Genomic DNA, 21,976 nt, shown 5'->3' on the forward strand with positions numbered 1-21,976 from the left:
TCCATTAAAGACCAACCGAAGTTGGTTTATAGAAAGAGCGATAAGCTCATGTTGAAACTGACGAGATAAAATATCTCATTTTCGCTTCCATTTCATACAACCTAATGGCATGTACCAAAATCTCAGCGTTGGATTTTGTAAACAAAATCCATACTCACTCGTTGTTCAGTTTTCAAAGATCAAATTTTCATGCGGCTTTGTTTGAGCCAGAATAATAGTATAACATTTTCATCTGATTCATTCAACCTGTAAATAATTCCAGGCGATTCATCCAACCCAGATTTTTAATAATCATTTTCGGGCTGGATTAACAATATATCAATTTAAAGCAATTAAGTCTACCTGTAAAAGTTTCCATCTTGTTCAAACTTATTAAAATTCTTTGATCTTGTTTTATCGGCTGGACTAGTAATTTAACACGTATACCAAATTAATTCTACTTGCAATTAATTCCTTTTAATAGACAACTATAGATAAACACCAAAATAATTCATAATTCCAATAGGCGGAAGTATTACTTAAATCTGTGTTATTCTAATTTTACATAAGGATTTGCTTTGTCAATTAGTTATGGCAAAAATAATGCTTACGTCACTCAATGAAAGTGAGGTTACTCGATGCGTATTCCAAGAGTTGATAACTTCATCTGCTCTATGACAGTTAGATTGATCCCGAAATATGAAAAACAGCGGTATCTTTAGACGAGTCCTAGATACCGCTGTTTTATTGAACTATCGTTCCTCGTTTGTTAAACGATAAACTTAATCTCCGTATTGTGTTTACAGCATACGCAACTCCTACTTTGAGTTCACCTCTCGACGATGCAAGGTGAAGAAGAACCTTTTGCCTACTGTGGGGACAGATTTAGGAAGCCATGACTTTAATGTTCAAGAGGATGCCGCTACCGCAAGCGTACCGGAAGAATCAGCTGTATGATGAATACTCCGCACGAAGCGAATCGTTTTTGTTTCCGAGTGCATTACAACTGAATGAGTTTCCGCTCTGTGACCGGGAAGAGAACGAACCCCCTGCAACCACTCTCCAGGTGTCACACCTGTAGCCACAAACATCACGCCTTGGCGTCCGACCATATCATCCATGGAAAGCAAGGCACCGGGGTCAGTAATGCCCATACGTTTGCAACGCTCAATCTCTTCTTCACCATGAGGCAGCAGGCGACCCTGGATTTCTCCGCCCATGCATTTCAGCGCTGCAGCGGCCAATACACCCTCAGGAGCGCCACCAGAACCGATATGCAAATCTACACCGCTATCCAGGCATGTTTCAATCGCGCCCATCACATCCCCATGGCCAAGCAGTTTGATTCGAACGCCGCTTTCCCGCAGAAGCTTGATGATCCCGGCGTGCCGTGTACGATCCAGAATGGACACGGTAAGATCAGACAAGGATTTACCGAGTACTCGTGCAGCTTTTGACAATGTAGTTGGGATGGGGTCCTCAAGTGACAGCTTTCCAGCCAATGCCGGGCCAACGGCCATTTTTTGCATGTACATATCTGGAGCGTGGAGTAGACTACCACGAGGTGCAGCAGCAATGACCGACAGAGCGTTATTCAAACCATTTGCTACTGTTTCGGTTCCCTCTAGTGGATCGACAGCGATGTCCATAGCCGGTCCTCTACGATTGCCTACTCTTTCTCCGATATACAGCATGGGAGCCTCATCCATTTCGCCTTCACCAATGACGACCGTGCCGTCCATGGATACCGCATTAAAATGAGTGCGGATGGCTACCGTAGCCGCCTCGTCCGCGCTATTCTTATCTCCACGCCCTGTCCATTGTGCTGATTGCAGTGCCGCTGCCTCTGTTACCCGAACGAATTCCAATGCCATTTGACTCTCCATACCTATCCCTCCACCTCTCCTAAAAATAATCGTTACCCTTAAGCAAATGAATTATTTAGGGTAGCTTTGCCGCAATCTTTCTATTTATCTATTAAACTCCTGTATCCTACGATTTTAATTTTTAGTTATATGAGCAGCTACTAGGCTCTATAACATTCTGATAATCAAACCTGCCGTCTCTTCAATCGCCTTATCTGTAACATCAATAACCGGACAATTCAGCTCTTTAAACAAAGACTGCGCATACGCTATTTCCTCTTCCACCCTCGTCGCTGTAGCATACTGCACATTATTAGGAAGCCCCATAACCTTTAGTCGCTCACTGCGTATTTTTAACAGTAACTCTGGCTCGATCGTTAATCCGAACACTCGACTACGCTGAACATCCTTCAACTGAACAGGGGGTGTCAGCTCCGGTACAACCGGTATGTTGACCGTTTTATAACCTTTATGCGCAAGAAACATGGATAAAGGGGTTTTGGAAATACGGGATACCCCAAGCAATACAATATCCGCTTTAAGAATGGCGCTCACATCTTTGCCATCATCGTATTGAACCGCAAAATCCAAGGCCTCTACACGGCGAAAATAGTTGTCGTCCAGTCGATGCAGCAGACCAGGCTTCTCTTTGGGATCGTCATGGAACGTATCGGCAAACGCCTGCATCATCGGTCCCATAATGTCGACAGCCCGCACATTCAGCCGGACAGCCTCCTCTTTCATCGCCTCTCTCAATTCCGGCTGTACCAGCGTATAAGCTACAAAGCCTTTACGCTCGGCAACTTCCTCCATCACCCGGCTCAGCTCGTCTTCATCCCTCACGTTCATAAATCTTTTGATCTCTGTGTCTGGTAACTCAAATTGGCGCATGGTCGCCTGTACGACAGCTTCTGCCGTCTCACCAATCGAGTCTGAACAGATCGCTATAAAATGACTGCTCGCCTGAACCATTTGATTCCTCCCATTAATCCTCTGCTACCATATCGAGCAACATTTTAATAATATTCGTTTTTGTAATGCGTCCCACGACTTTCCAGTGCTCCCCTGGCTTGTCGGAGTCGGAAGGGACGACGACAGGCAGGCTGTCGATTTGACGGGCAATAATTTTGCGCGCTGCCTCTAATACCGTATCCTCTGGGGAAACGGTGACAACATTCGCCTGTCGGGTCATCACAAGGCTGACAGGAATGGTTGCTGCATTGGGATTGCCTAACGTTACCTTGAGCAAATCCTTGCGGGAAGCTACCCCTGCCAAATCTCCGTCTTCATCGGTGACGATCAAATTGCTCACATTTTCCAAAAAGAGAGCTACGACAGCTTCCTGGATCGTTGTTGTTTCTCGGACGATGACTGGAACCCCATGAAGATCGCCGACCTTCATTTGCAACAGCCGGAATTTTTCCTCCCGATTTGGCGTGCCCCGTTTTCCAACAAAATATCCGACCTTGGGCTTTGCATCTATGTAATTCAGAATGCCCAATTTGGATAAGTCGGTCCGAATGGTCGCCTTGCTGAGATTAAGCATTTCCGCAATCTGATCCCCGGTAATCGGAGCATGCTTTTGTACGATGTTTAAAATTTCTACTTGTCTTGCCGTAAGGTCGATGATGAACGTCCCTCCTTTTTTCTTTCGATCTGATATTGAATATAATACGTCATATATAACAATAAATCAACCTTAAAAATCATATAAAACATCATATATATAAAACTAAAGTGTTTATTCATGTCTTTTCATCATTTAAAACACTTATTACACACAAAAAACGGGTACTTACACCCTGCTCTTTCGAGTAAGGCGAAGTACCCGCTCCCTTATTCGTATCTTAAAGCATCAATCGGACGTAGCTTCGACGCCTTCCGCGCCGGATATACTCCGAACAACACCCCGACTGCCATACAGCTCAGAAAAGAGTACAGCACGGGCTCTATCGAATACACAATCGGCATTTGGACGAATTTCTCGAGCAGCTTTGCACCTCCGAGACCCACCATTACGCCGACCAGTCCACCCATCAGACTGAGAAAAACAGCCTCAGCCACAAACTGCAACATAATATCACTGCGCTGCGCACCAATCGCTTTGCGAATCCCGATCTCCCTTGTGCGTTCCGTAACGGACACCAGCATAATATTCATAATGCCGACACCACCAACGCCAAGCGCAATTGCAGCTACACCGGCCAGCAACATATTCATAATCCGATCAACCCCGGACACTGTTTTTAAGATTTCCGTCTGGGTCATAATCTGAAAATCATCACCCTCTGATGGCTTTAGCTCATGTCTGACACGTAGCACCTGCCGAATTTCAGCACTTGCCTGACTAATCTTCTCCTCTGTTGTTGCGGAGGCGTTCACCTGCTGAATACTCATATTGCCTAGCCGTTCCATCCCCGTTGTAATCGGTACATATACCTGCTGACCACTGTTACTCATATTGGAATTGGAATTTGCCAGCACACCAACCACCTTAAAAGGAAGCTGTTTGATCATGATCGTCTCACCGACCGCTCTGGAGGCATCCGGACCAAAAATATTACGGGCCGCATCACTCCCAAGCACAGCCACATTCATTCGTTTATCCACTTCATAGTGGGTAAAGGACCTACCTTGAGCTAGCGACAGCTTTCTCACATGAACAAATGCCAGCGAAGTCCCCTCAATTTGCCCGCTGACCTTATTGCGGCTCCACGTAATATCTGCATTGGTCATGGCACTTGGTGCTACCTCTGCTACTGCTTTTTGCTGCTCTAGCGCATCGATATCTTCCAGAGATATTCCTTTCGTCTGACTGAACGACATGGAGCTGGACCCATCATATGGAGCATAAGGATAGATCATCAGCAGATTATTTCCCATACTGTTGATCTGAGATGTAATCGTAGCCGTTGATCCTTTACCGATGGCTACAATCATAATCACAGCGGCCACTCCGATAATAATGCCCACCATGGTCAGCAAAGATCGCAGCATATTGGTTCGCAAACTGTTGAGCGATACACGGATAATTTCCTTAAACTTCATGCCTTCACTTCCTCTGCCGCCATTCTTCGTTTCCCAACAGGCTGATCCTCTTCAATCCGCCCATCTCGAAAATGAATCAGACGCTTGGCGTATTCCGCAACCTCCTGATCATGAGTAACCAATACAACCGTTTTCCCCTGATCATTCAGACGCTGAAAAATCCCCATGATTTCAACGCTAGTTTTGGAGTCCAATGCGCCTGTCGGTTCATCCGCCAAGAGAATAACCGGATTGTTCACAAGTGCGCGCGCAATGGATACCCGCTGCTGCTGACCGCCTGACAATTCGTTCGGCCTATTGTTCATCCGATCGCCTAGACCTACGCTAGTGAGGGCTTCCATTGCCCGTAAACGACGCTCCTTGGCAGAAATACCCGCATAGATCATAGGCAGTTCCACATTCTCCAAAGCCGTTGCTCGCGGGAGCAAATGAAATTTTTGAAATACAAATCCGATTTTCTGATTACGTATAATAGCCAGTTCATCCTCGCGGGCATCTAATATCGAATAGCCATCCAAATAAAATTGTCCCGATGTAGGTAAATCCAGACAGCCGATGACATTCATCATCGTGGACTTGCCTGATCCAGACGGTCCCATGATCGCAACAAAATCACCGTCAGCAATATCAAGTTGTACCTCACGCAGGGCATGAATTTCCTGATCTCCGACCTGGTACACTTTTTTCAAATCCTCAATCTGAATGACGTATCTCATACCCGTTTAAAAGCCTCCCTGCATGCCGCCCATAGCGGAAGGATCCGGCGGAGGTTCAGGAGCAGGCACAATAAGCGTGTCACCCTCCTTTACACCTGACTTGAGCTCGACTCGATCTGGCGTGTAAAATCCGAGTTCTACGGGCTTGAATGTGCGCGCCCCTGAATTCGCAGCGTTATTGGCGGCAACATACACGCCATCCTGTCCCCCTTCGGATCTCAGCGCAGTCGCAGGTACGAACAGTACATTTTTGTGTACTCCCAAAATAACGGCCACATTCATAATCATGCCTGTTTTGAGCTTGCCTTTCGGATCATGGACAGACAGTTCCATCAGATACGTCGTCATCCCTTCATCCGTAGAGGCTTCCGGTGAGACGAATTGCACCTTCCCTGGAAAAGATTCACCCGGATAGGCATTGGTAGTCAACACGGCTGAAAGACCCTTCTTTACTTTGACAATGTCGGTCTGACTTACCTTTACAACTACCTTAAGATCGTTGGAATCCGAGTTATTCATGACAATGAATGGAGCGGTCGGACTGGTCCCCACATCCCCGTTCACCTTCAAGATCACTCCGTCCCAAGGTGCTGTGACCTGAAGCTTGTTCAATTCATTTTTCTTCTGCTCCAGTTCCGTCGCCTGTCTTCGAACCTCTATCCGTGAGGCTTGAATATTGGATGCATCAGCCGGAACCTGAATTTTGCGTAGCTCTGCCATTGCCGTACGATATCCGATTTCAGCTTCTGAAATGGTGCGACGTTTTTGCGACATGATTTTGCGGAACTGCAGATCCAGACCATCATAGTCCGTCTGTGCTTTATCCAGTGCTTGCTCTGCCTGCTCCAATTCACTGTTGGACACCGCACCGGCATCATGTAAAAACTTTTGGTCTTCATATGCCTTTCGCGCCTGTTCCAACAGCTTTTGGGAAGTTTTCTTCTGACTTTCGGCTTCTTCCAATTCAAATGATTCTTGCGCTGTATCGATAGCCATTTTGGCCCGAAGTACATTTGTCTTCTGAATTTCAATATCCTCTGCCTTCGGACCTTTTTCTAATTCAGCCAGCTTGGCTTTGGATATTTCCAAAGTATCAGACGCAGTCTGAATTTGCATTTTAATTTCTGAACTGTCCAGAAGAGCCAGCACCTGTCCTTTTTTCACCTTGTCCCCGGCTTTCACATTTACCGCTGCCAGCTTGTTATCACCTGCACTCGTGAAGTTTAACTTCACTTCCTTGGATGCTTGCACAGTGCCGGACGTGTCCAGCTTCTCACTCACATCGCCGCGCTCTACTTTAAGCGTCTCATCCTGAACTAAAGGTGCCTCCTGCTCCTTGGGCAGATTCAGATATACTGCCGCTCCGCCTCCACCTACAACCAGTAGAACAATTGCAGTCCATATCCACTTTTTTCTCCGTTTTTTCCGTAACTTGATTAAAGCATCATTTAAAACCGTTTCTGCCAACGCCGTTTCCTCCCTATGTGCTCCATGGCTTGTTCAACGTATACTCATTTTGATCCAACTCGATCGCCAGCTCTTCCATTTGCCTTTCAATCTGGTTCACTTTTAGCTGATTATTTTTCAACTCCGTCTCGATAATTAGACCTCTGGCCCACTTTTTGCGTGATAACTCCAATGCCTCTTTTGCCGTACGCAAGCTTTCTTCCAGTTGTACGTATTTCTTTTGGTTTTCCTTAACCGTGGCATACAAATTGCGGAGTGATTCAGCAAAATCCTTTTGACCTTTGGCGAGCTCCTCTTTGGCTGTATCGACATCCATTTTAGCTAGATCGTAAGCACCTGCGCCGCTGTTAAAATCGAAGTATCTCACATTGAGCTCCGAAGTTTTGATACTATCCTCCAGCTTCCATAAATTCGGATTCATGTCTGTCAGCTGTTGTATATGTAATTCGATATCCAGTTTTTTGGGTTCCTTGTACACGGGTCGATCAACCAATTCATAAGCTGTTCCATTAGGCTGTCCCATAAGGAAGTTCAGAGCATCTCTGGATTTTTGCAACGCAATTTTCCCCTGCTCTACTGTTTGCTGAGCCTGGCTTCTGGCCTGTGTACTCTCGTTTTTCGTATACTCAGACAGCTTGCCGCGCGCAAATTTAGCAAGTGCAATCTTTTCCTCCGCTTGAGCAATTTCAAGCGCTTCCAGATCATTTTTCACCTGGTTTTCTGCTACAAACACACTTTGGTAGCTTTTCATCACATTAAAATAAATCTGGTCTTTGGCGAACTGCGCCTGCTTTTTGCTGGCTAGATAGGATAAGGTAGAGGAACTGTAATTCTTCCATGACGTTTCATCATCAACATACTCATTGTCTATAAAATCGACAGGTGAATTCCCCAGATCCTTTTCTGCATTTTTCAGTTCCATTCTGCGACGCTCTACGTCCCGTTCGGCGGTACGCGTATTGTAACTGTTCGTCTGTGCCCATTCCGCGGCCTGCTTGAGTGTCAATGTAGGTAAAGCCTGACCCGTTACGGATGATGTCTTCGATGTAGCCCCAGCGGATGGACTAACTGACGTACTTGATGCTACATTTCCTGATAAACTCTCAGCCTGTACAGTGGAGGCCAAGCCTGATGATAAGGACAATACAAGCAGCACGGCAGCCGCTTTTTGCTTCATAGATGAATCTCTCCCCTTTCGTGCGTTCTTCGAATCATTTCCATTCTTTTCGACATAAATTTCCACGAACTCTCTGCATTCTAATTGTACTTTCAGGTTTATGTTGGTACAAGGTGTCAAAACAATACATTTTTGTAACCTTTACTTCCTGATTACTCGCTTTATACTACTTTTCGTCCAAAGAGATATTGATTCAACCTATTTTTACCTGAACTTTACCTAATTTTCAGCTAATTTTAAGGAAACCAACAGCATCTATTAAGGTTTGGAACATATACTAGAGAAAGAATAACAGCCGCTCACTGGGAGGGTTAATAGATGATAAAAGAATCTCGCATGACAACCACTAACGAACCGTCTGATTTGTGGATGACCCGCTTTTTACGTGAATCAGAACAAAAAAAGAAACAACTAATCCGGGAAGCCCGGAAAAACAACGATATACCGCTGATGAACAGCATTTCTTTTCACCTTGCCCAACGGGATCAGCAGCATCTTATCGGATAAAATGAAAAGTGAATCTTATGCTATAAATAACAGATTACCTCTAGTTATCTGCTTCGTATGCTAGATAAAAAAATCCGGGACAAATCGATAATTGATTTGTCCCGGATCTTTGTGATGATCAAACCTAATATAAAACCGCATAGCTTGTTCCATTCCTATTCTTCCATCTCCACCTGAGGATCATAGAGATATTGACCTAGTGGGATACGCCCGCTTTCATTAAAATGTATGCCTTCCTCCTCTAAATACAGACGCTGCAGGGATGCGGACTCATCCTCCTGCAAAGCAATCTCCCCCAAGCGGTTGACTACTCTATGCCAAGGAAGTCGGTGTTTTTGGCTCAATGTATGCAAAATTCGCACCACCTGCCTGGCACCTCTTGGGCTTCCGGCCTCTGCCGCAATTTGACCGTAAGTCATTACTTTTCCCTCAGGGATCAACAGTATAATTTGAAGCACACGGGCAGTGAAAGGCTGCATGTTCTAATTCCTCCGTATTACTATTGCTTTTTCAATAATTATAGCACCTTGAACAGAGGCTAAAAACCCCTGCTCCTACGAATGCAAGAAGCAGGGGAAAACCCATCATTTAAATTTAGAATCCGCTCAGACCCTGCCTTTTTAAATCCTGTGCTACCAATCTGGCCAGTTCCCTTGCACCTTCATAGTTTGGATGGAGTGTATCGCCATTCATATACAAGGCCAGTGTAGCGTCTTTACCAATAGAAGTGAAATAAGCTGAGCTAAGAACATTCAGATCGACTAAAGGCGTTTGTTCCTCTTGAGCCAGCGCCAAAATAGCGCTTCTATACCATCTATTTTCTGCGTTGTGTACATGGTTAGCATTAAAGTCAGTGGCTCGTCCTTGCGGAGTTGACAGGATTACCGTCGCCCCCTTAGCCTTAACCTGCTGGATCATATCCCGCATCCAGTCCTTAAACTCCGCTTCGCTTTCATTATGCTTTGGATTGGTGTCATTAATGCCCAATTGGAGAATAAAATAATCCCCCGGCTTGATATATTGGACGATGGCCTCCAACTGACCGTCCTGGTGGAAGCCTCTAGCAATTTGCCCTCCTGACGCCATATTGCGAATTTGAAAAGTATTCGTGTTCACAAACTCTGGCAGCAGTTGACCCCATCCCGCCTGCACGCTGCTATCTAGCGGATAATAGTTACAAACCGTAGAATCTCCACCGATATAAACCGTTCGATTCGTAACCAGATTGCTAGATAATTGCTTGATTTCCAATGCACTGAGTGTGAAGACCGCGCCCTCTTTGCCTTCAGTAACCAGCAGATTTAGCTGTCCGTCTGTCACTGGAATTTGAAAGCGATCCTTGGCCCCATTCCCTGTCATATTAATGACCTGATACACCCCTTCAGCCGCAATACTCGAACGAGAGGTATCTCCTAAAGTAACCGACACCTCATACAAACCAGGAGGAAGATCAACGTCAAAAGTATTCTCGCTTTTCGTACCTGTAGCCAGGAACCGTACCGCATCGCTTGCCACTCCAGTCCCCGAAGCACTGACATTACGCATATTCTCAGGGGTACGAAAGCCATAGCCACGTGCTGAGTCATAGGACAGCGAAGCGCTCACTCCAGTATAACCCGTTTCGACCGTACCTCCACCAAAATCAAACTTGTACTCGCCAGCGGATGCATGTGCCGGGGTAGCTATGCCTACAACTGGTGCACCACATAAAAAAGCTGCTAAAAGCATACCAGTCAATCCTTTTTTCCACTTCATTCTTCATTCCTCCTCCAAATTTTTAATTGTATGAAGCAAAGACATTTCGTTTTTTGTAAGCGTATACATAAAATTCTACCCATTGTTGCAGGGGTATGCCTATGTAATTCTTATGCAAAAGAAAAGTAGTTTATTCGTTAAGCTGAAACTTGTACTTGTACACAAAAAAGCTTCGCAGTTACAACTGCGAAGCTTTATGAAGCATATTTCGTCATATCAAAATTAATGCATTAATCTGCAACCAAAATTCCGTCAAAACTCTCTGGACCTACTCGTACTGTACCCAGCAGGTTAGAAGAAACAAAAGCTGTATAAACCAATTGTGGTGTAATCGGCGGGTTAAAGTCATCGGCTGAGAACGCAATAACCTGTGGAGCTAATAAACTCAAACTAAAAGTAGACGTAGCCGAATAAACAACAGGGTCAGTGACCAGGGTACCTCTTACAATAGTGATCGTTATTCCGACTAAAGCAAGCGGAAGTTGAAGCGATATGGTTCCTTTAAGCAGAACCCTTGGCGTACCTGTAGCCCCCAGTGTGTTTAAACCGATCTGCCCAAACAATTGAAGCGTATTTAAAAGAGTGATCGGAATGGCAATAGAGTTGGCTGTCGAAGCGTTTTGGGATGTTCTTCCATCAATAAATGTTCCCATGGTTTCCCCTCCTCTCTCTACCAGATACTCATAGACTATGAAAAAGTTTGTTTTGTGCTTGGACTGAATAACTTGTAAAACACACAACTTCTGATGAATAGGCTAATGTGCAGCCCTTTCCCTGGCCCTGTGAATACACTAAACCAACACTGGGAAAGGAGGGATGTCATGTCTAATAAGTTTAGAGCCACCTTAAGGGGGGCTAATGAAGTGCCTCCTGTCAGAACAAATGCGACAGGAACAGCCGAATTCCGTTACCGTCCAACGAGCCAACAATTAAGCTTTGAACTGACTGTACGCAATATCTCACGGGTAACCGAAGCGCATATTCATCTGGGACGAAGAGGTGAAAATGGCCCTGTTGTTGCTACACTGTTTGGTCCTTCGAAGTTTGGGATAACCGTTAGAAGAGGCGTCGTTAGCGGCGTGCTTCGTGCATGTGATCTTACCGGTCCGCTCAGAGGCAGAACCATTTATGATTTGGTGTGCCAAATTAGAGAGGGCAATGCCTACGTCAATGTCCACACGATCCGTCATCCGAACGGTGCCATTCGTGGACAGATTAGACGCGCACCTATCAAACGTTGCAAATAACGAAATGAACATGAGTATAAAAAAGAACTTCCATGCCACTCATTTTGAGGCTATGGAAGTTCTTTTTAATTTCAGGATTTTGCAAAATTCGATTCCAGTCGCTCCAAAGTGCAAGATATAGACGAACTAAACCATTTCGATCTATATCTTGTTCATTGGAAGTCGCTTATGGGATTTTTGCAAAATCCTCAATTCTTAACAAAAGTTAAGAAGTTCATAAGCGTTTCTTAAGCCGTTCCCTTTCAGGTTGTTAAGAACTTTATCTTTTAATAGAAAGAGTTCAACAAGATATAGTTCAATCCTGAAAGGAAATGAAGCTTATGAAGCCTAAAACCAAAGAAAAAATTCCCGAATTGCAGTTGGTCAGAGCCATGGCGATTTTAGCCGTCTTAATGGTACATGCCACTTCTTATGCAACTATTCAGCTTACAAATTCCAGCCTATATGTTGTATACAATGCCCTCAATGTGTTGATGAAGTATGGAACCCCCGTATTTATCGCGCTTAGCAGCATGGTGCTGTTCTACAACTACAAGGATCGTCCGATGGGACGACAGCTCTTGAGCCGCTTTTATAAGCAGAGATTGCTGTACATCCTCTTACCTTATGTCATGTTCTCTCTGTTTTATTTCATTCTGTCCCTTATAGCTGGCAGCTCCGAACCATGGAATATAGCCACACTTGCGAAGAGCTTTGCTCTGAAACTGGCCACAGGCAAAGCTTATACTCATTTATATTATATTTTTATCATGATGCAATTCTATCTCGCATTTCCATTCGTACTGTGGCTGTTCCAGCGTTGTCGGCAACTTCCACAATGGTCTATTGTCCTTGGGCTATTGGTACAGTGGTCATTTGTTATTGGAAATAAATTTCTATTTCAGGTTCAAAATAAGGGCAGTTGGGCACTGTCTTATATAGCCTGCTACATGCTGGGTGCTGCTCTCGGTTACTACTACCCACAGCTGAAAACGTGGTTTCTGATGCGTAAGGGGGAACGAAGTGTTGCCGGCGTGCTGACATGGATCGCAATTTGGGGTTTATGGCTGATTTCAGCCACCATGCATGTCTATATGTGGTACGAAAATAGAATGTACGGAATCTCGTACAATTCGCTAGTTTTTGAACTTATGTATAATATGTACAGCCTGTCTAGCACGCTGGTAATACTACAGATTTCCTTTTTAATGTACAGACGGCAACATTCCTTTGTCACTCGCAAACTGGAACGTCTAGGCACACTGTCCTTTGGTGTGTATCTGGTTCATCCGTTCTTCCTGCTCCTGTATCGGCAGTTTTCACCACATATCGGTTCTCCGCAGCTTATTCATGTGTGGTATGCCGGAGGTTTTTTCTTTGCACTTCTTTGCTCTTGGCTCGTCGTGTCGATCATCTCCCGTTTCCTGCCATTTGCTTGGATCTTGTTCGGTCAACTACCAGAAATAGAAAAAAGACAATTCAAGCAAGACAACCGTATTTCTTCAACTGAAACAGCACTATCCAAAGGCTGAAGACCCCAAGCAAGCGAACTGAGATGAGTGTCCATAGCCTCCATCTTTAAAAAGGTATATAATACGCCCATATTGTTTACTGCTAGAAAGAACAGAAAGGGTGCACAACCATGCATAACGGAACCATTTTATTAGTAGACGATGAACCTGAAATTATTAAGCTGATGCAAATTTATTTAGAAAATGAAGGATATCGACTGCTCATGGCACGGGACGGACTGGAAGCGCTGGAGCAAGTCAGTCGGGAATCGATAGATGTGATGGTGCTTGATGTGATGATGCCCAATATGGACGGGGTTGAAGCTTGCATGAAGATCAGGGAAACCGAGCATTTTCCGATTATTATGTTGTCTGCGAAGGGACAAGATATGGACAAAATCACAGGACTTAGCGTTGGAGCCGATGATTATGTCACTAAGCCGTTCAGCCCGTTGGAGCTGGTGGCACGCATCAAATCCCAGCTGCGCAGAGTACGGAAATATACCCACTCTTCCCCTGCATTGGAGCATGAAATGATACTGGACGAACTCACCATTAATTCTGCTACGCATGAGATCACTCTCGCCGGAGAATCCATTAAGCTGACCCCGCGCGAATTTGCCATTGTCGAGCTGTTGGCCCGTAATCGTGGTCAAGTACTGAGCATGGAGCAGATCTATGAAAAAGTGTGGAAAGAGCAATATCTGGAATCCAACAACACGCTGATGGTTCATGTGCGTAAAATTCGCGAGAAAATTGAGATTGATCCGAGAAAACCCAAATACCTGAAAACGGTGTGGGGCATCGGCTACAAAATGGAAAAATTCGATTAATGGAGGATTCACGTCTTGAAGGCAAAACGATATGACACGTTGGGATGGAAGCTGGCAGCCCTTAGCCTTGCCGCTTTCGCTCTAACCGGACTGATTTTGATGGTGTTTTATTATGGAGCATCTTTGCTGCTATGGCTGAACCCTTCCCGTTCATTTTTTGGCACCCGTCTGGTTCGCTGGACCGTAAATCACATTGGGTCCCCACTGATCATGCTGGTGGGCGGGCTACCTACATATATCTATTTCTTTTTCCTTTTTACCAAAAATACGATTGGCTACCTTCGCGAAATTACGACGGGGATGCAGGAGTTTGCTGATGGAGATCTGGCCTATACGATTCCTGTTTCTTCAGCGGACGAGCTGGGTACCTTGGCGAAAAATATGAACACCATGGCGGACAAGCTCCGTCTCTCACTGGAAGAAGAACGGGCTTCCGCCAAAGCCAAAAACGACCTGATCACCGGCGTATCTCATGATCTTCGTACCCCGCTAACATCCGTGATCGGTTTTTTGGAATATATTGAAACCGACCGCTATCGGGATGAAATTGAGCTGCGCTATTATGTGAACATTGCTTATGAAAAGTCATTGACGCTTAAAAAGCTGATCGACGAGCTGTTTGAATACACGCGTGTGAGCGGTGGCAGTCTGCCACTGGAGCTGGAGCCTGTAGATCTCGGCAAATTGCTCACTCAGCTTGCTGAGGAATTTGTACCCTCGCTGGAACAGGCGGACATGTCCTACCGTGTCCGAATCGTCGAGCCTGTTCGGATTCTAGCCGATACTGACGAGCTGGTACGCCTGTATGAAAATTTGTTTTCTAACGCTATTCGATACGGAAAAGACGGCAAACGCCTCGATATCACCATAGGACGCGAAGACGACGAGGCGGTGGTAATCTGCACCAACTACGGCACCCCAATTCCTGCGGAAGATGTCCCGCACTTGTTTGAGCGGTTTTACCGGGTGGATAAATCACGTTCCAAGGAAACTGGGGGCACCGGACTGGGCCTTGCGATTACAAAAAGTATTACTGAGCTGCACGATGGCCGCATTTCGGTTAGGAGTAATCGCAGACAAACAGATTTTGAAACCCGTTTTCCCCTGTATCATGCTCTTTAGGCGGTCTACACGCTAGCCCACTAACAACGTATAGACGATGCCGGGTCCATGCACGCCAATCGTCAAATCATTTTCAATATCCGACGAGCGGCTCGGTCCAGTAATAAAATGAATGCCTGCGGGCAGTTGCTCACGCCCGACTTCGTCAAAGCGACTTAGAATCTCGCCCAGTCGTGTTCGCAAGCGCTCTACGGGCAGAAGAATAATCAGTGCGGTTGGCAAAAGGCTTACCGCACGGCCTTTCTTCGGCGAGGATAGCACCGCTACCGAACCGGTGTAAGCAGCCGCTTCGTCGGCGATGACGATGCCGATATCCGCCTCGGCAGCGCGGGCCTTCCAGTCCTCGACTGGATCGGTGTTCCACACCGATAAACGGACTTCCGGCAGCGCCGATTCCAGCTGGAGCGCATCCAGATCCGGCTCATTCTGCCGGACGATATAGGCCGCTCCCAGCTCTCGCGCTTTGAGCGCGATCCAGTCTGCGGTCTGCTCCAAATCCGGCAGACGCACGACATGCCCGCCAACACTTGTAAAGTTGGCGGTGAACTCCTCGATGCGCTGCTCCGCGCTCCATTCGAATTCGTGCCAAAATGCAGGTGCTCCGCGAAACGGCTGAACTGGCGGCTCCGTCTGTCGTGGACGCTTGAGCCGCGTCGCGATGTCGTCCATAAAGCATACCTGCTTAGCACGCGATTCTGCTTCCATTTGCTGAAGCCACGCTTCATGGGCCGCTTTTGCTTGCGCAGAAGGATTACTCTGTTCCCTCATGCTGCGTCCCTCCTTTACTTCTATCTGCCAAAATCTTCTCCATTCGGCTGAGAACATCCGGCTGTATCACGTTGCGTTCCTGCTCCAGTTTATGCTCCAGCGTGTTCCATTGCTGACGAAAGGATTTTTTCGCCAGAGAGGGAGCTACGCGGTACGTATTCCATCCCTTTAGCGGGCCCAGCTTAAGGGTAATTTCGCCCTTACGGACGACTGCTTTCTGTGCAATCTGCCCTAGCCGAATCGCCGCTGCGAATCGCTTCGAGCTGGAAACCACGGTCGCAAAACCTTTCATTCCTGCCGTTTCCAGCTTATCTCCTTGTCCCGCCTCCACCTTACGTCTACGCAAATATACCAGCATATCATGCAGCGGTATTTTGACCGGACAGGCTTCATAACACGCACCACACAGACTGGACGCACTCGCAATATCGTTCCACTCTTCGATGTTGCCATGAAGGGCAGGCGTAAGCACTGCACCGATAGGGCCACTATATGTCCCGCCATACGCGTGCCCGCCAATGTGTCGGTACACCGGACAGGCATTCAGGCAAGCCCCGCAGCGAATGCAATTCAACAGCTCTTGAAACTCGGGATTGCCTAGCTGTAGTGAACGTCCGTTATCTACGATGATGATGTGCATTTCGTCAGGCCCATCGGCATCCTGGCTACGCCGGGGGCCTGAAATACCAGACATGTACATGGTCAGCTTCTGTCCGGTAGCGGATCGTGGCAGTAATGTAGCCATGACCTCCAAATCCGTCCAGGATGGAATAATCCGTTCCATGCCCATCAACGTAATTTGCGTTTTGGGCAAAGTGGATACCATTCGTGCGTTGCCTTCATTTTCAAACAGGACCATAGAGCCTGTCTCGGCGATGGCAAAATTACACCCGGTCATGCCAATATCCGCTTCTAGAAACTTCTCACGCAGCTTTTTGCGGACAAAGCCCGCCAAAATCGTCGTATCCGCGGACAGTTTCTCCCCTGCTTCTTTGGACAGCAGCTCGGCAATCTGATAGCGGTTTTTGTGAATCGCCGGAATGACGATATGAGACGGGGGCTCTCCTGCCAGTTGAATAATATATTCACCGAGGTCACTTTCAATCGTCTCGATATCCGCACCCTCTAGCGCCTGATTCAAATGTAACTCCTCCGACACCATCGACTTGGATTTGACGACGGAACGAGCTTGGCTATGCGCAGCAATATCCAGTGTAATACGTACGGCATCGGCTGCTGTGTCGGCAAAATGGATATGCACCCCGTTGGCGCGGGCATTTTCTACAAATAGATTTAAGTAATAGTCCAGATGGGCAATGGTATGAAGACGAATTTGGCGCCCGCGCTCACGCCATTCCTCCCAATTTCCGTGCTGCTCTGAGGCCACCCGCTTACCGTTGCGCAGCCGCTCTGTAGTGAAACGAACTGCATTCCGCAGAAAATCATCATTGAGAGCCAGCTCTGCGCGTTTCTTAACCTTTTGGTTCATGGAATGTGAATGTACGGCGGTCATGCGTGCTTCACCCCTTCGTACAGCAGCTCAGCCAGATGCATCACCCGAACCGGTTCTTCCCGATACCGAAGATTTCCGGCAATGTTCATCAAGCAGGCCATATCCAGTCCGACCAGTACCTCGGCTTCGGTCTCCCTGATGTGGTCCACTTTTTCAGTCACCATCGCTCCCGAAATATCCGGCATTTTCACCGCGAAAGTCCCGCCAAAGCCACAGCAGTCCTCAGCAAAGGGAAGTGGTACTAATTGCAGCCCCTTTACACTGCCAAGCAGCTTCATCGGTTCCTCCTTCACGCCGAGCAAACGTGTGCCATGGCAAGACGGATGGTAGGTTACCTTATGCGGAAAAGACGCGCCCACATCGGTCACGCCAAGCACTTGCACCATAAATTGCGTAAACTCGTACGTCTTTTGCTCAAGCCTCCGTGCCGAATCGAGCCATTCGGGCTCATCCTTAAACAACTCCGGGTAATGATGAATCATATATGTGCAGGAACCGGAGGGGGATACGACAAAATCGCTGTCGTTAAACGCTTTCAAAATCGTTTTGGCCGCAGCCCTCGTTTCATCCCAATACCCGCTGTTATAGGACGGCTGTCCGCAGCATGTCTGCACCTTCGGAAAATCCAGCTGAACACTATATCTGGCAAGCAAGCGTGCCATAGCTTCCCCCACCTTGGGATAAATCGCATCACTCAGACAGGTAATAAATAAAGATACCTTCATACGGAACACCCCTTCCGTCTATGGAATTGCTATTACTTTATAACTGAAAAGTTACCTTTGGTGCCACTGCGCAGTCGGATGTTGCTTCCATCGCTGTTGCCCCCAGATTTTTTACTCAATGCTAAAAATCTGGGGAAGTGATAATTTAGAAGCTTGCAGCGGGATTCTCACTTATAACTTTTTTATATTATCAGAGAATCCCCTTGCAAAAGCGATCGTAAGATCAAATGAAACCCAAAGCGGCCTTCACCTTGGAAACTCCCCGCTTTATACAACCGTAACTGGAATAGCCAGCTCCGCCAGTTGACTGCGAATCGGGTCCGACAACCGTGAATCTGTAATGATCTCGGACACTTGCGACAGGTTCACGACATGCGTAAACGCCTGCTGCCCAAATTTGCTCGCATCCGCCAGTAAAATCACACGGTCTGCAATGCTGACCATTTTCTGCTTCAAACGAGCTTGCAGTTCATTCGATTCGCTAATACCGCGATCCAGATGAACCCCTTGGCTGGAGAAAAACAATTTATCCACATAATAGGTTTCTAGTGAACGCTCTGCGAGCGGGCCTACATATGACAACGAGCGTTGAAGCAACTGCCCCCCCGTCGAAATGACCTCGATTTTTTCCTTACCCGCCAGCTCTGTAGCTACCCGAATCGAATTTGTTAATATTGTCAAAGGAATATCCGGTAAGCTTGACGCCATATACCAGGCGGTTGTGCTAGCATCCAGCAAAATACGATCATTCGGCTGAATCTGCTTGACCGCTTCTTCGGCAATCCTACGCTTTTCCTCTGCGTTCATAATTTCCCGTACCGTATAGGGCGTTTCAGGTTGCTCGTTTTTGACACTGACCGCTCCCCCATGCGAACGGCGCAGTCGTCCCGCCTGCTCCAGGCGGTCCAGATCACGGCGGATCGTTTCCTCCGTTACTTTGCACAACTCACTCAATTCGGACACCCGTATGCTTCCTTTTTCATTAACGAGCTGCACAATCATCTCATATCTTTCTGCGACCAGCATGGCAATCTCACTCCACATCTTTAATGTACAAAAAGTCCCGCCACTCGCCGGAATTGCCCGTAGGCATCCTCCCACACTTCTGACTCGGCAGGTTCATATTCCTCCACGGAAATAGAATCTGCGATGACCCGGCGTGCTTCCCATATATCGGCGAACTTTCCCTGTGTCATCCATTGTACCGCAAGATTGCCGATTGCGCTCGCTTCTGCGGGTCCAGCCCACACGGGTTTTTGAATTGAATTGGCCGTCCATTGGCACAGCAAGTGATTTTGAATCCCTCCTCCGACCATATGCAAACCATTAAACCGTTGTCCTGACACCCGTTCCGTAAGCTCCAAAATGTAACGATACTTTAACGCCAGACTCTCCAAAATACAGCGCGTAATCTCTCCCGGCGTCTCCGGCAACGGCTGCCCAGTGTTGCGGCAATATTGACGGATACGTGTTTTCATATCCCCGGCGTGCAGAAACAGTTTATCGTCCGGATCAATCAAAGAAGTGAATGCTGGAGCCTGTTCTGCCATATGAACCAGTTCAGGGAAGGAATAGGAGCTTCCCTGCCGCTCCCACTCTCTACGCGCCTCCTGTAAAATCCACAATCCCATGATATTTTTAAGCAGTCTGTAAGTTCGACCGACTCCACCTTCGTTCGTAAAATTAAAACGAAGCGTATCGTCATTGATTACAGGCTGTGCCGTTTCCGTTCCCATCAGGGACCATGTTCCGCAGCTCAAGTACACAAACGAGCGCTCCAGCGCAGGTACGGCAGCCACAGCCGATCCTGTATCGTGCTCTGCTACTGCAATCACAGGAACCGCTCCAATGCCCAGATCGGTCATGACCGACGAGCGGATAGTCCCTGCAACATTTCCTGGCTCCAGTACATCTCCAAACCAGGAACGGGGGATATCGATTCCAGACAAAAGCTCTTCATCCCATTTTTGCTGCAACGGATTATATAATTGCGTGCTGGTCGCATTCGAAAACTCATTGTACATTTCACCTGTCAGAAAATACCGCAGCAGATCTGGAATCATCAAGAAATGCTTTGCCTGCTCCAGCAACGGTGAACTGGCATTTCGCATAGCAGCCAGCTGATAAATCGTGTTAAACGTCAAAAATTGAATGCCTGTACGCTGAAAAATGGACTCTTTCCCTAGCCTTCCCTGTATTTCTTCCATCACCCCCTGGGTGTGCCAATCCCGATAATGATAAGGGTTGCCTAGCAGTTCTCCGGTTTCCCCAATCAATCCAAAATCGACCGCCCAAGAGTCAATCGCAAGACTGGACGGATTCACTCCCATATGTCTGGCTTTGAGCAAACCTTGCTGAACCTCGTGATACAGACGCAACAGATCCCAGTGCAGACGTTCCCCAACTTTGACCGGATCATTCGAAAAGCGATGGATTTCCTCCACCACGATACGTGAATCTGTCAATTCTCCGAGTAGAACCCTGCCACTGCTTGCCCCCAAATCATAAGCGAGGATACTCACCAGCTTGCACCACCCTTGCCTCTTTGTAAAATCTGCGTGCCATAATTAGATGCCAAGTAGGCTTTCATCGGGTCTGTAGGTAATCCCTGCTCTTCACGGATCGCTCTGAGCAATGGTGCCACATCAAACTCAAACGCCTGGCGTACAGCATCCTCTGCACCCAGCACATCCTGGCGGTTTGCTGCATCTTCCACCTCTGCATGATTAATCAAGAGTGCCTTTGCATATTGAGTCTGTACATTCAACACGGAGCGAATCATGGCCGGGATTTTGGATTCAATATTGTGCGACTGATCAATCAAGTATGCGATTTTGTCCACGGTTTGGCGGATATCAGCTTCTACATCCTGAGCGGCATTTAAAATTTGATAAAAGATTAGAAATAACTCATACGGATTGGTAGAACCTACAATCAGATCATCATCTGCATATTTATAGCTATTAAAATGGAACCCACCTAGTCGCTGCTCATCAATTAGAAACGCGACAATATGCTCCACGTTGGCTCCCGGCAGATGATGCCCTGTATCCACCAGCACCTGTGCCTGCGGCCCCAGCTTGGTTGCGTAATTGTACGCCATGCCCCAATCGGCAATATCCGTATGATAAAAGGCTGGCTCGAACGCCTTGTATTCAATCAGCATGCGCATGTCAGGTGTGAGCGCCTTATACATTTCACTGAGCGCTTCCAGCATCCAATTTTTCCGTTTGCGAATATCCCCCTGACCGGGATAATTCGTTCCGTCTGCGAACCATAAGCTAAAATCGTTAGAGCCCGTTTCCTTCGCAATATCCACGCATTCCAGCAAATGGTTGATGGCCTTACGGCGGATGGCCGGGTCTACATTGGTGACACTGCCGAGCATGTAGTCCTCATCTTGAAACAAATTGGGATTCACGGCCCCAATCCGCAAACCGAGGCTTTCGGCATGACTGCGAAGCTTGCCGTAATTGTCCACTGTATCCCACGGAATGTGGATCGCAACGGATGGACATAAGCCTGTCACAGCATGAACCTGCGTTGCATCCTCCAATTTTTCGAACGGATCACGCGGGACGCCTGTTTTCTGAAAGACTTTAAACCGTGTACCTGAGTCGCCATATCCCCAGGATGGTGTTTCTATACTAAGCGCTTTCAATTTTGACTTTACTTGCTCCAAGTCAATGCCTCGTTGTTGCTGCTGCTCCTCGAATAAGGCGTACGCTTTGTCACTCATCGTGGTTCCTCCTTGGAAAATAAAG

The 21,976-nt window shown here is 47.0% G+C and carries 21 protein-coding genes; 5 read left to right on the top strand and 16 right to left on the bottom strand.

The annotated features are described in order from the left end of the window. Positions 1-887 precede the first annotated feature (887 nt). From glpX to ACUYLD_RS20780, 7 genes are all read right to left on the bottom strand, one after another. Positions 888-1,865 (bottom strand): class II fructose-bisphosphatase, encoded by a 978-nt coding sequence (gene glpX, locus ACUYLD_RS20750; protein WP_013310165.1) that lies wholly within the window; start codon positions 1,863-1,865, stop codon positions 888-890. A 147-nt stretch (positions 1,866-2,012) separates the two neighbouring features. Further along, on the bottom strand, positions 2,013-2,816 hold the full coding sequence (locus ACUYLD_RS20755; RefSeq protein WP_061832082.1) for a pyruvate, water dikinase regulatory protein: 804 nt from the start codon (positions 2,814-2,816) through the stop codon (positions 2,013-2,015). A 13-nt stretch (positions 2,817-2,829) separates the two neighbouring features. Further along, a complete protein-coding gene (locus ACUYLD_RS20760) occupies positions 2,830-3,444 on the bottom strand; it encodes a helix-turn-helix transcriptional regulator (RefSeq protein ID WP_223822107.1) in 615 nt (204 codons plus the stop codon). Between the two features lie 236 nt (positions 3,445-3,680). After that, a complete protein-coding gene (locus ACUYLD_RS20765; protein WP_061832083.1) occupies positions 3,681-4,892 on the bottom strand; it encodes an ABC transporter permease in 1,212 nt (403 codons plus the stop codon). Next, the gene (locus tag ACUYLD_RS20770; protein ID WP_061832084.1) at positions 4,889-5,608 is read right to left on the bottom strand and encodes an ABC transporter ATP-binding protein; all 720 of its coding nucleotides are present in this window, start codon (positions 5,606-5,608) and stop codon (positions 4,889-4,891) included. The genes ACUYLD_RS20765 and ACUYLD_RS20770 overlap by 4 nt, the downstream gene beginning before the upstream one ends. A gap of 6 nt (positions 5,609-5,614) precedes the next feature. Further along, positions 5,615-7,075 carry an efflux RND transporter periplasmic adaptor subunit gene (locus ACUYLD_RS20775; protein WP_446675894.1) on the bottom strand — a complete coding sequence of 487 codons (1,461 nt, stop codon included), beginning with the start codon at positions 7,073-7,075 and terminating at the stop codon, positions 5,615-5,617. Between the two features lie 13 nt (positions 7,076-7,088). Beyond that, positions 7,089-8,252 (bottom strand): TolC family protein, encoded by a 1,164-nt coding sequence (locus tag ACUYLD_RS20780; protein WP_069291842.1) that lies wholly within the window; start codon positions 8,250-8,252, stop codon positions 7,089-7,091. 318 nt (positions 8,253-8,570) lie between these two features. Between ACUYLD_RS20780 and ACUYLD_RS20785 the strand changes: the two genes are divergently transcribed. Next, entirely contained in the window at positions 8,571-8,759 is a 189-nt protein-coding gene (locus tag ACUYLD_RS20785) for a hypothetical protein (RefSeq protein WP_013370989.1), read from the top strand. Between the two features lie 155 nt (positions 8,760-8,914). On the opposite strand, the gene ACUYLD_RS20790 is transcribed toward ACUYLD_RS20785, so the two are convergent. From ACUYLD_RS20790 to ACUYLD_RS20800, 3 genes are all read right to left on the bottom strand, one after another. After that, the gene (locus ACUYLD_RS20790) at positions 8,915-9,238 is read right to left on the bottom strand and encodes an MGMT family protein (protein ID WP_446675895.1); all 324 of its coding nucleotides are present in this window, start codon (positions 9,236-9,238) and stop codon (positions 8,915-8,917) included. Positions 9,239-9,353: 115 nt separating this feature from the next. After that, a complete protein-coding gene (locus ACUYLD_RS20795) occupies positions 9,354-10,514 on the bottom strand; it encodes a rhamnogalacturonan acetylesterase (RefSeq protein ID WP_446675896.1) in 1,161 nt (386 codons plus the stop codon). A 230-nt stretch (positions 10,515-10,744) separates the two neighbouring features. Then, complete coding sequence (locus tag ACUYLD_RS20800) at positions 10,745-11,167, bottom strand: hypothetical protein (protein ID WP_446675897.1); 423 nt, start codon at positions 11,165-11,167, stop codon at positions 10,745-10,747. A gap of 168 nt (positions 11,168-11,335) precedes the next feature. Between ACUYLD_RS20800 and ACUYLD_RS20805 the strand changes: the two genes are divergently transcribed. From ACUYLD_RS20805 to ACUYLD_RS20820, 4 genes are all read left to right on the top strand, one after another. After that, positions 11,336-11,761, top strand: a complete 426-nt coding sequence (locus ACUYLD_RS20805) for a CHRD domain-containing protein (RefSeq protein ID WP_023988435.1) — start codon at positions 11,336-11,338, stop codon at positions 11,759-11,761. Between the two features lie 320 nt (positions 11,762-12,081). Then, positions 12,082-13,272, top strand: a complete 1,191-nt coding sequence (locus ACUYLD_RS20810) for an acyltransferase (protein WP_446675898.1) — start codon at positions 12,082-12,084, stop codon at positions 13,270-13,272. Between the two features lie 110 nt (positions 13,273-13,382). Next, the gene (locus ACUYLD_RS20815) at positions 13,383-14,084 is read left to right on the top strand and encodes a response regulator transcription factor (RefSeq protein ID WP_250261478.1); all 702 of its coding nucleotides are present in this window, start codon (positions 13,383-13,385) and stop codon (positions 14,082-14,084) included. A 15-nt stretch (positions 14,085-14,099) separates the two neighbouring features. Next, on the top strand, positions 14,100-15,206 hold the full coding sequence (locus ACUYLD_RS20820) for a sensor histidine kinase (RefSeq protein WP_446675899.1): 1,107 nt from the start codon (positions 14,100-14,102) through the stop codon (positions 15,204-15,206). Positions 15,207-15,218: 12 nt separating this feature from the next. On the opposite strand, the gene ACUYLD_RS20825 is transcribed toward ACUYLD_RS20820, so the two are convergent. The 6 genes from ACUYLD_RS20825 to rhaI all read right to left on the bottom strand — a co-directional run bounded on the left by ACUYLD_RS20825 (position 15,219) and on the right by rhaI (position 21,951). Beyond that, a complete protein-coding gene (locus ACUYLD_RS20825; protein ID WP_446675900.1) occupies positions 15,219-15,974 on the bottom strand; it encodes a LutC/YkgG family protein in 756 nt (251 codons plus the stop codon). Further along, entirely contained in the window at positions 15,958-17,487 is a 1,530-nt protein-coding gene (locus ACUYLD_RS20830; protein ID WP_446675901.1) for a LutB/LldF family L-lactate oxidation iron-sulfur protein, read from the bottom strand. Before ACUYLD_RS20830 ends, ACUYLD_RS20825 begins: the two co-directional genes overlap by 17 nt. Further along, on the bottom strand, positions 17,484-18,212 hold the full coding sequence (locus tag ACUYLD_RS20835; RefSeq protein ID WP_446675902.1) for a (Fe-S)-binding protein: 729 nt from the start codon (positions 18,210-18,212) through the stop codon (positions 17,484-17,486). The genes ACUYLD_RS20830 and ACUYLD_RS20835 overlap by 4 nt, the downstream gene beginning before the upstream one ends. Before the next feature lie 267 nt (positions 18,213-18,479). Further along, entirely contained in the window at positions 18,480-19,238 is a 759-nt protein-coding gene (locus ACUYLD_RS20840; RefSeq protein WP_069291831.1) for a DeoR/GlpR family DNA-binding transcription regulator, read from the bottom strand. A 20-nt stretch (positions 19,239-19,258) separates the two neighbouring features. Beyond that, a complete protein-coding gene (rhaB, locus tag ACUYLD_RS20845) occupies positions 19,259-20,734 on the bottom strand; it encodes a rhamnulokinase (protein WP_446675903.1) in 1,476 nt (491 codons plus the stop codon). After that, positions 20,731-21,951: an L-rhamnose isomerase gene (gene rhaI / locus ACUYLD_RS20850; RefSeq protein WP_446675904.1), complete on the bottom strand. Its 1,221-nt coding sequence runs from the start codon at positions 21,949-21,951 to the stop codon at positions 20,731-20,733. The genes rhaB and rhaI overlap by 4 nt, the downstream gene beginning before the upstream one ends. Between the last annotated feature and the right edge of the window lie 25 nt (positions 21,952-21,976).

The organism is Paenibacillus sp. SER-28 (assembly GCF_052906305.1).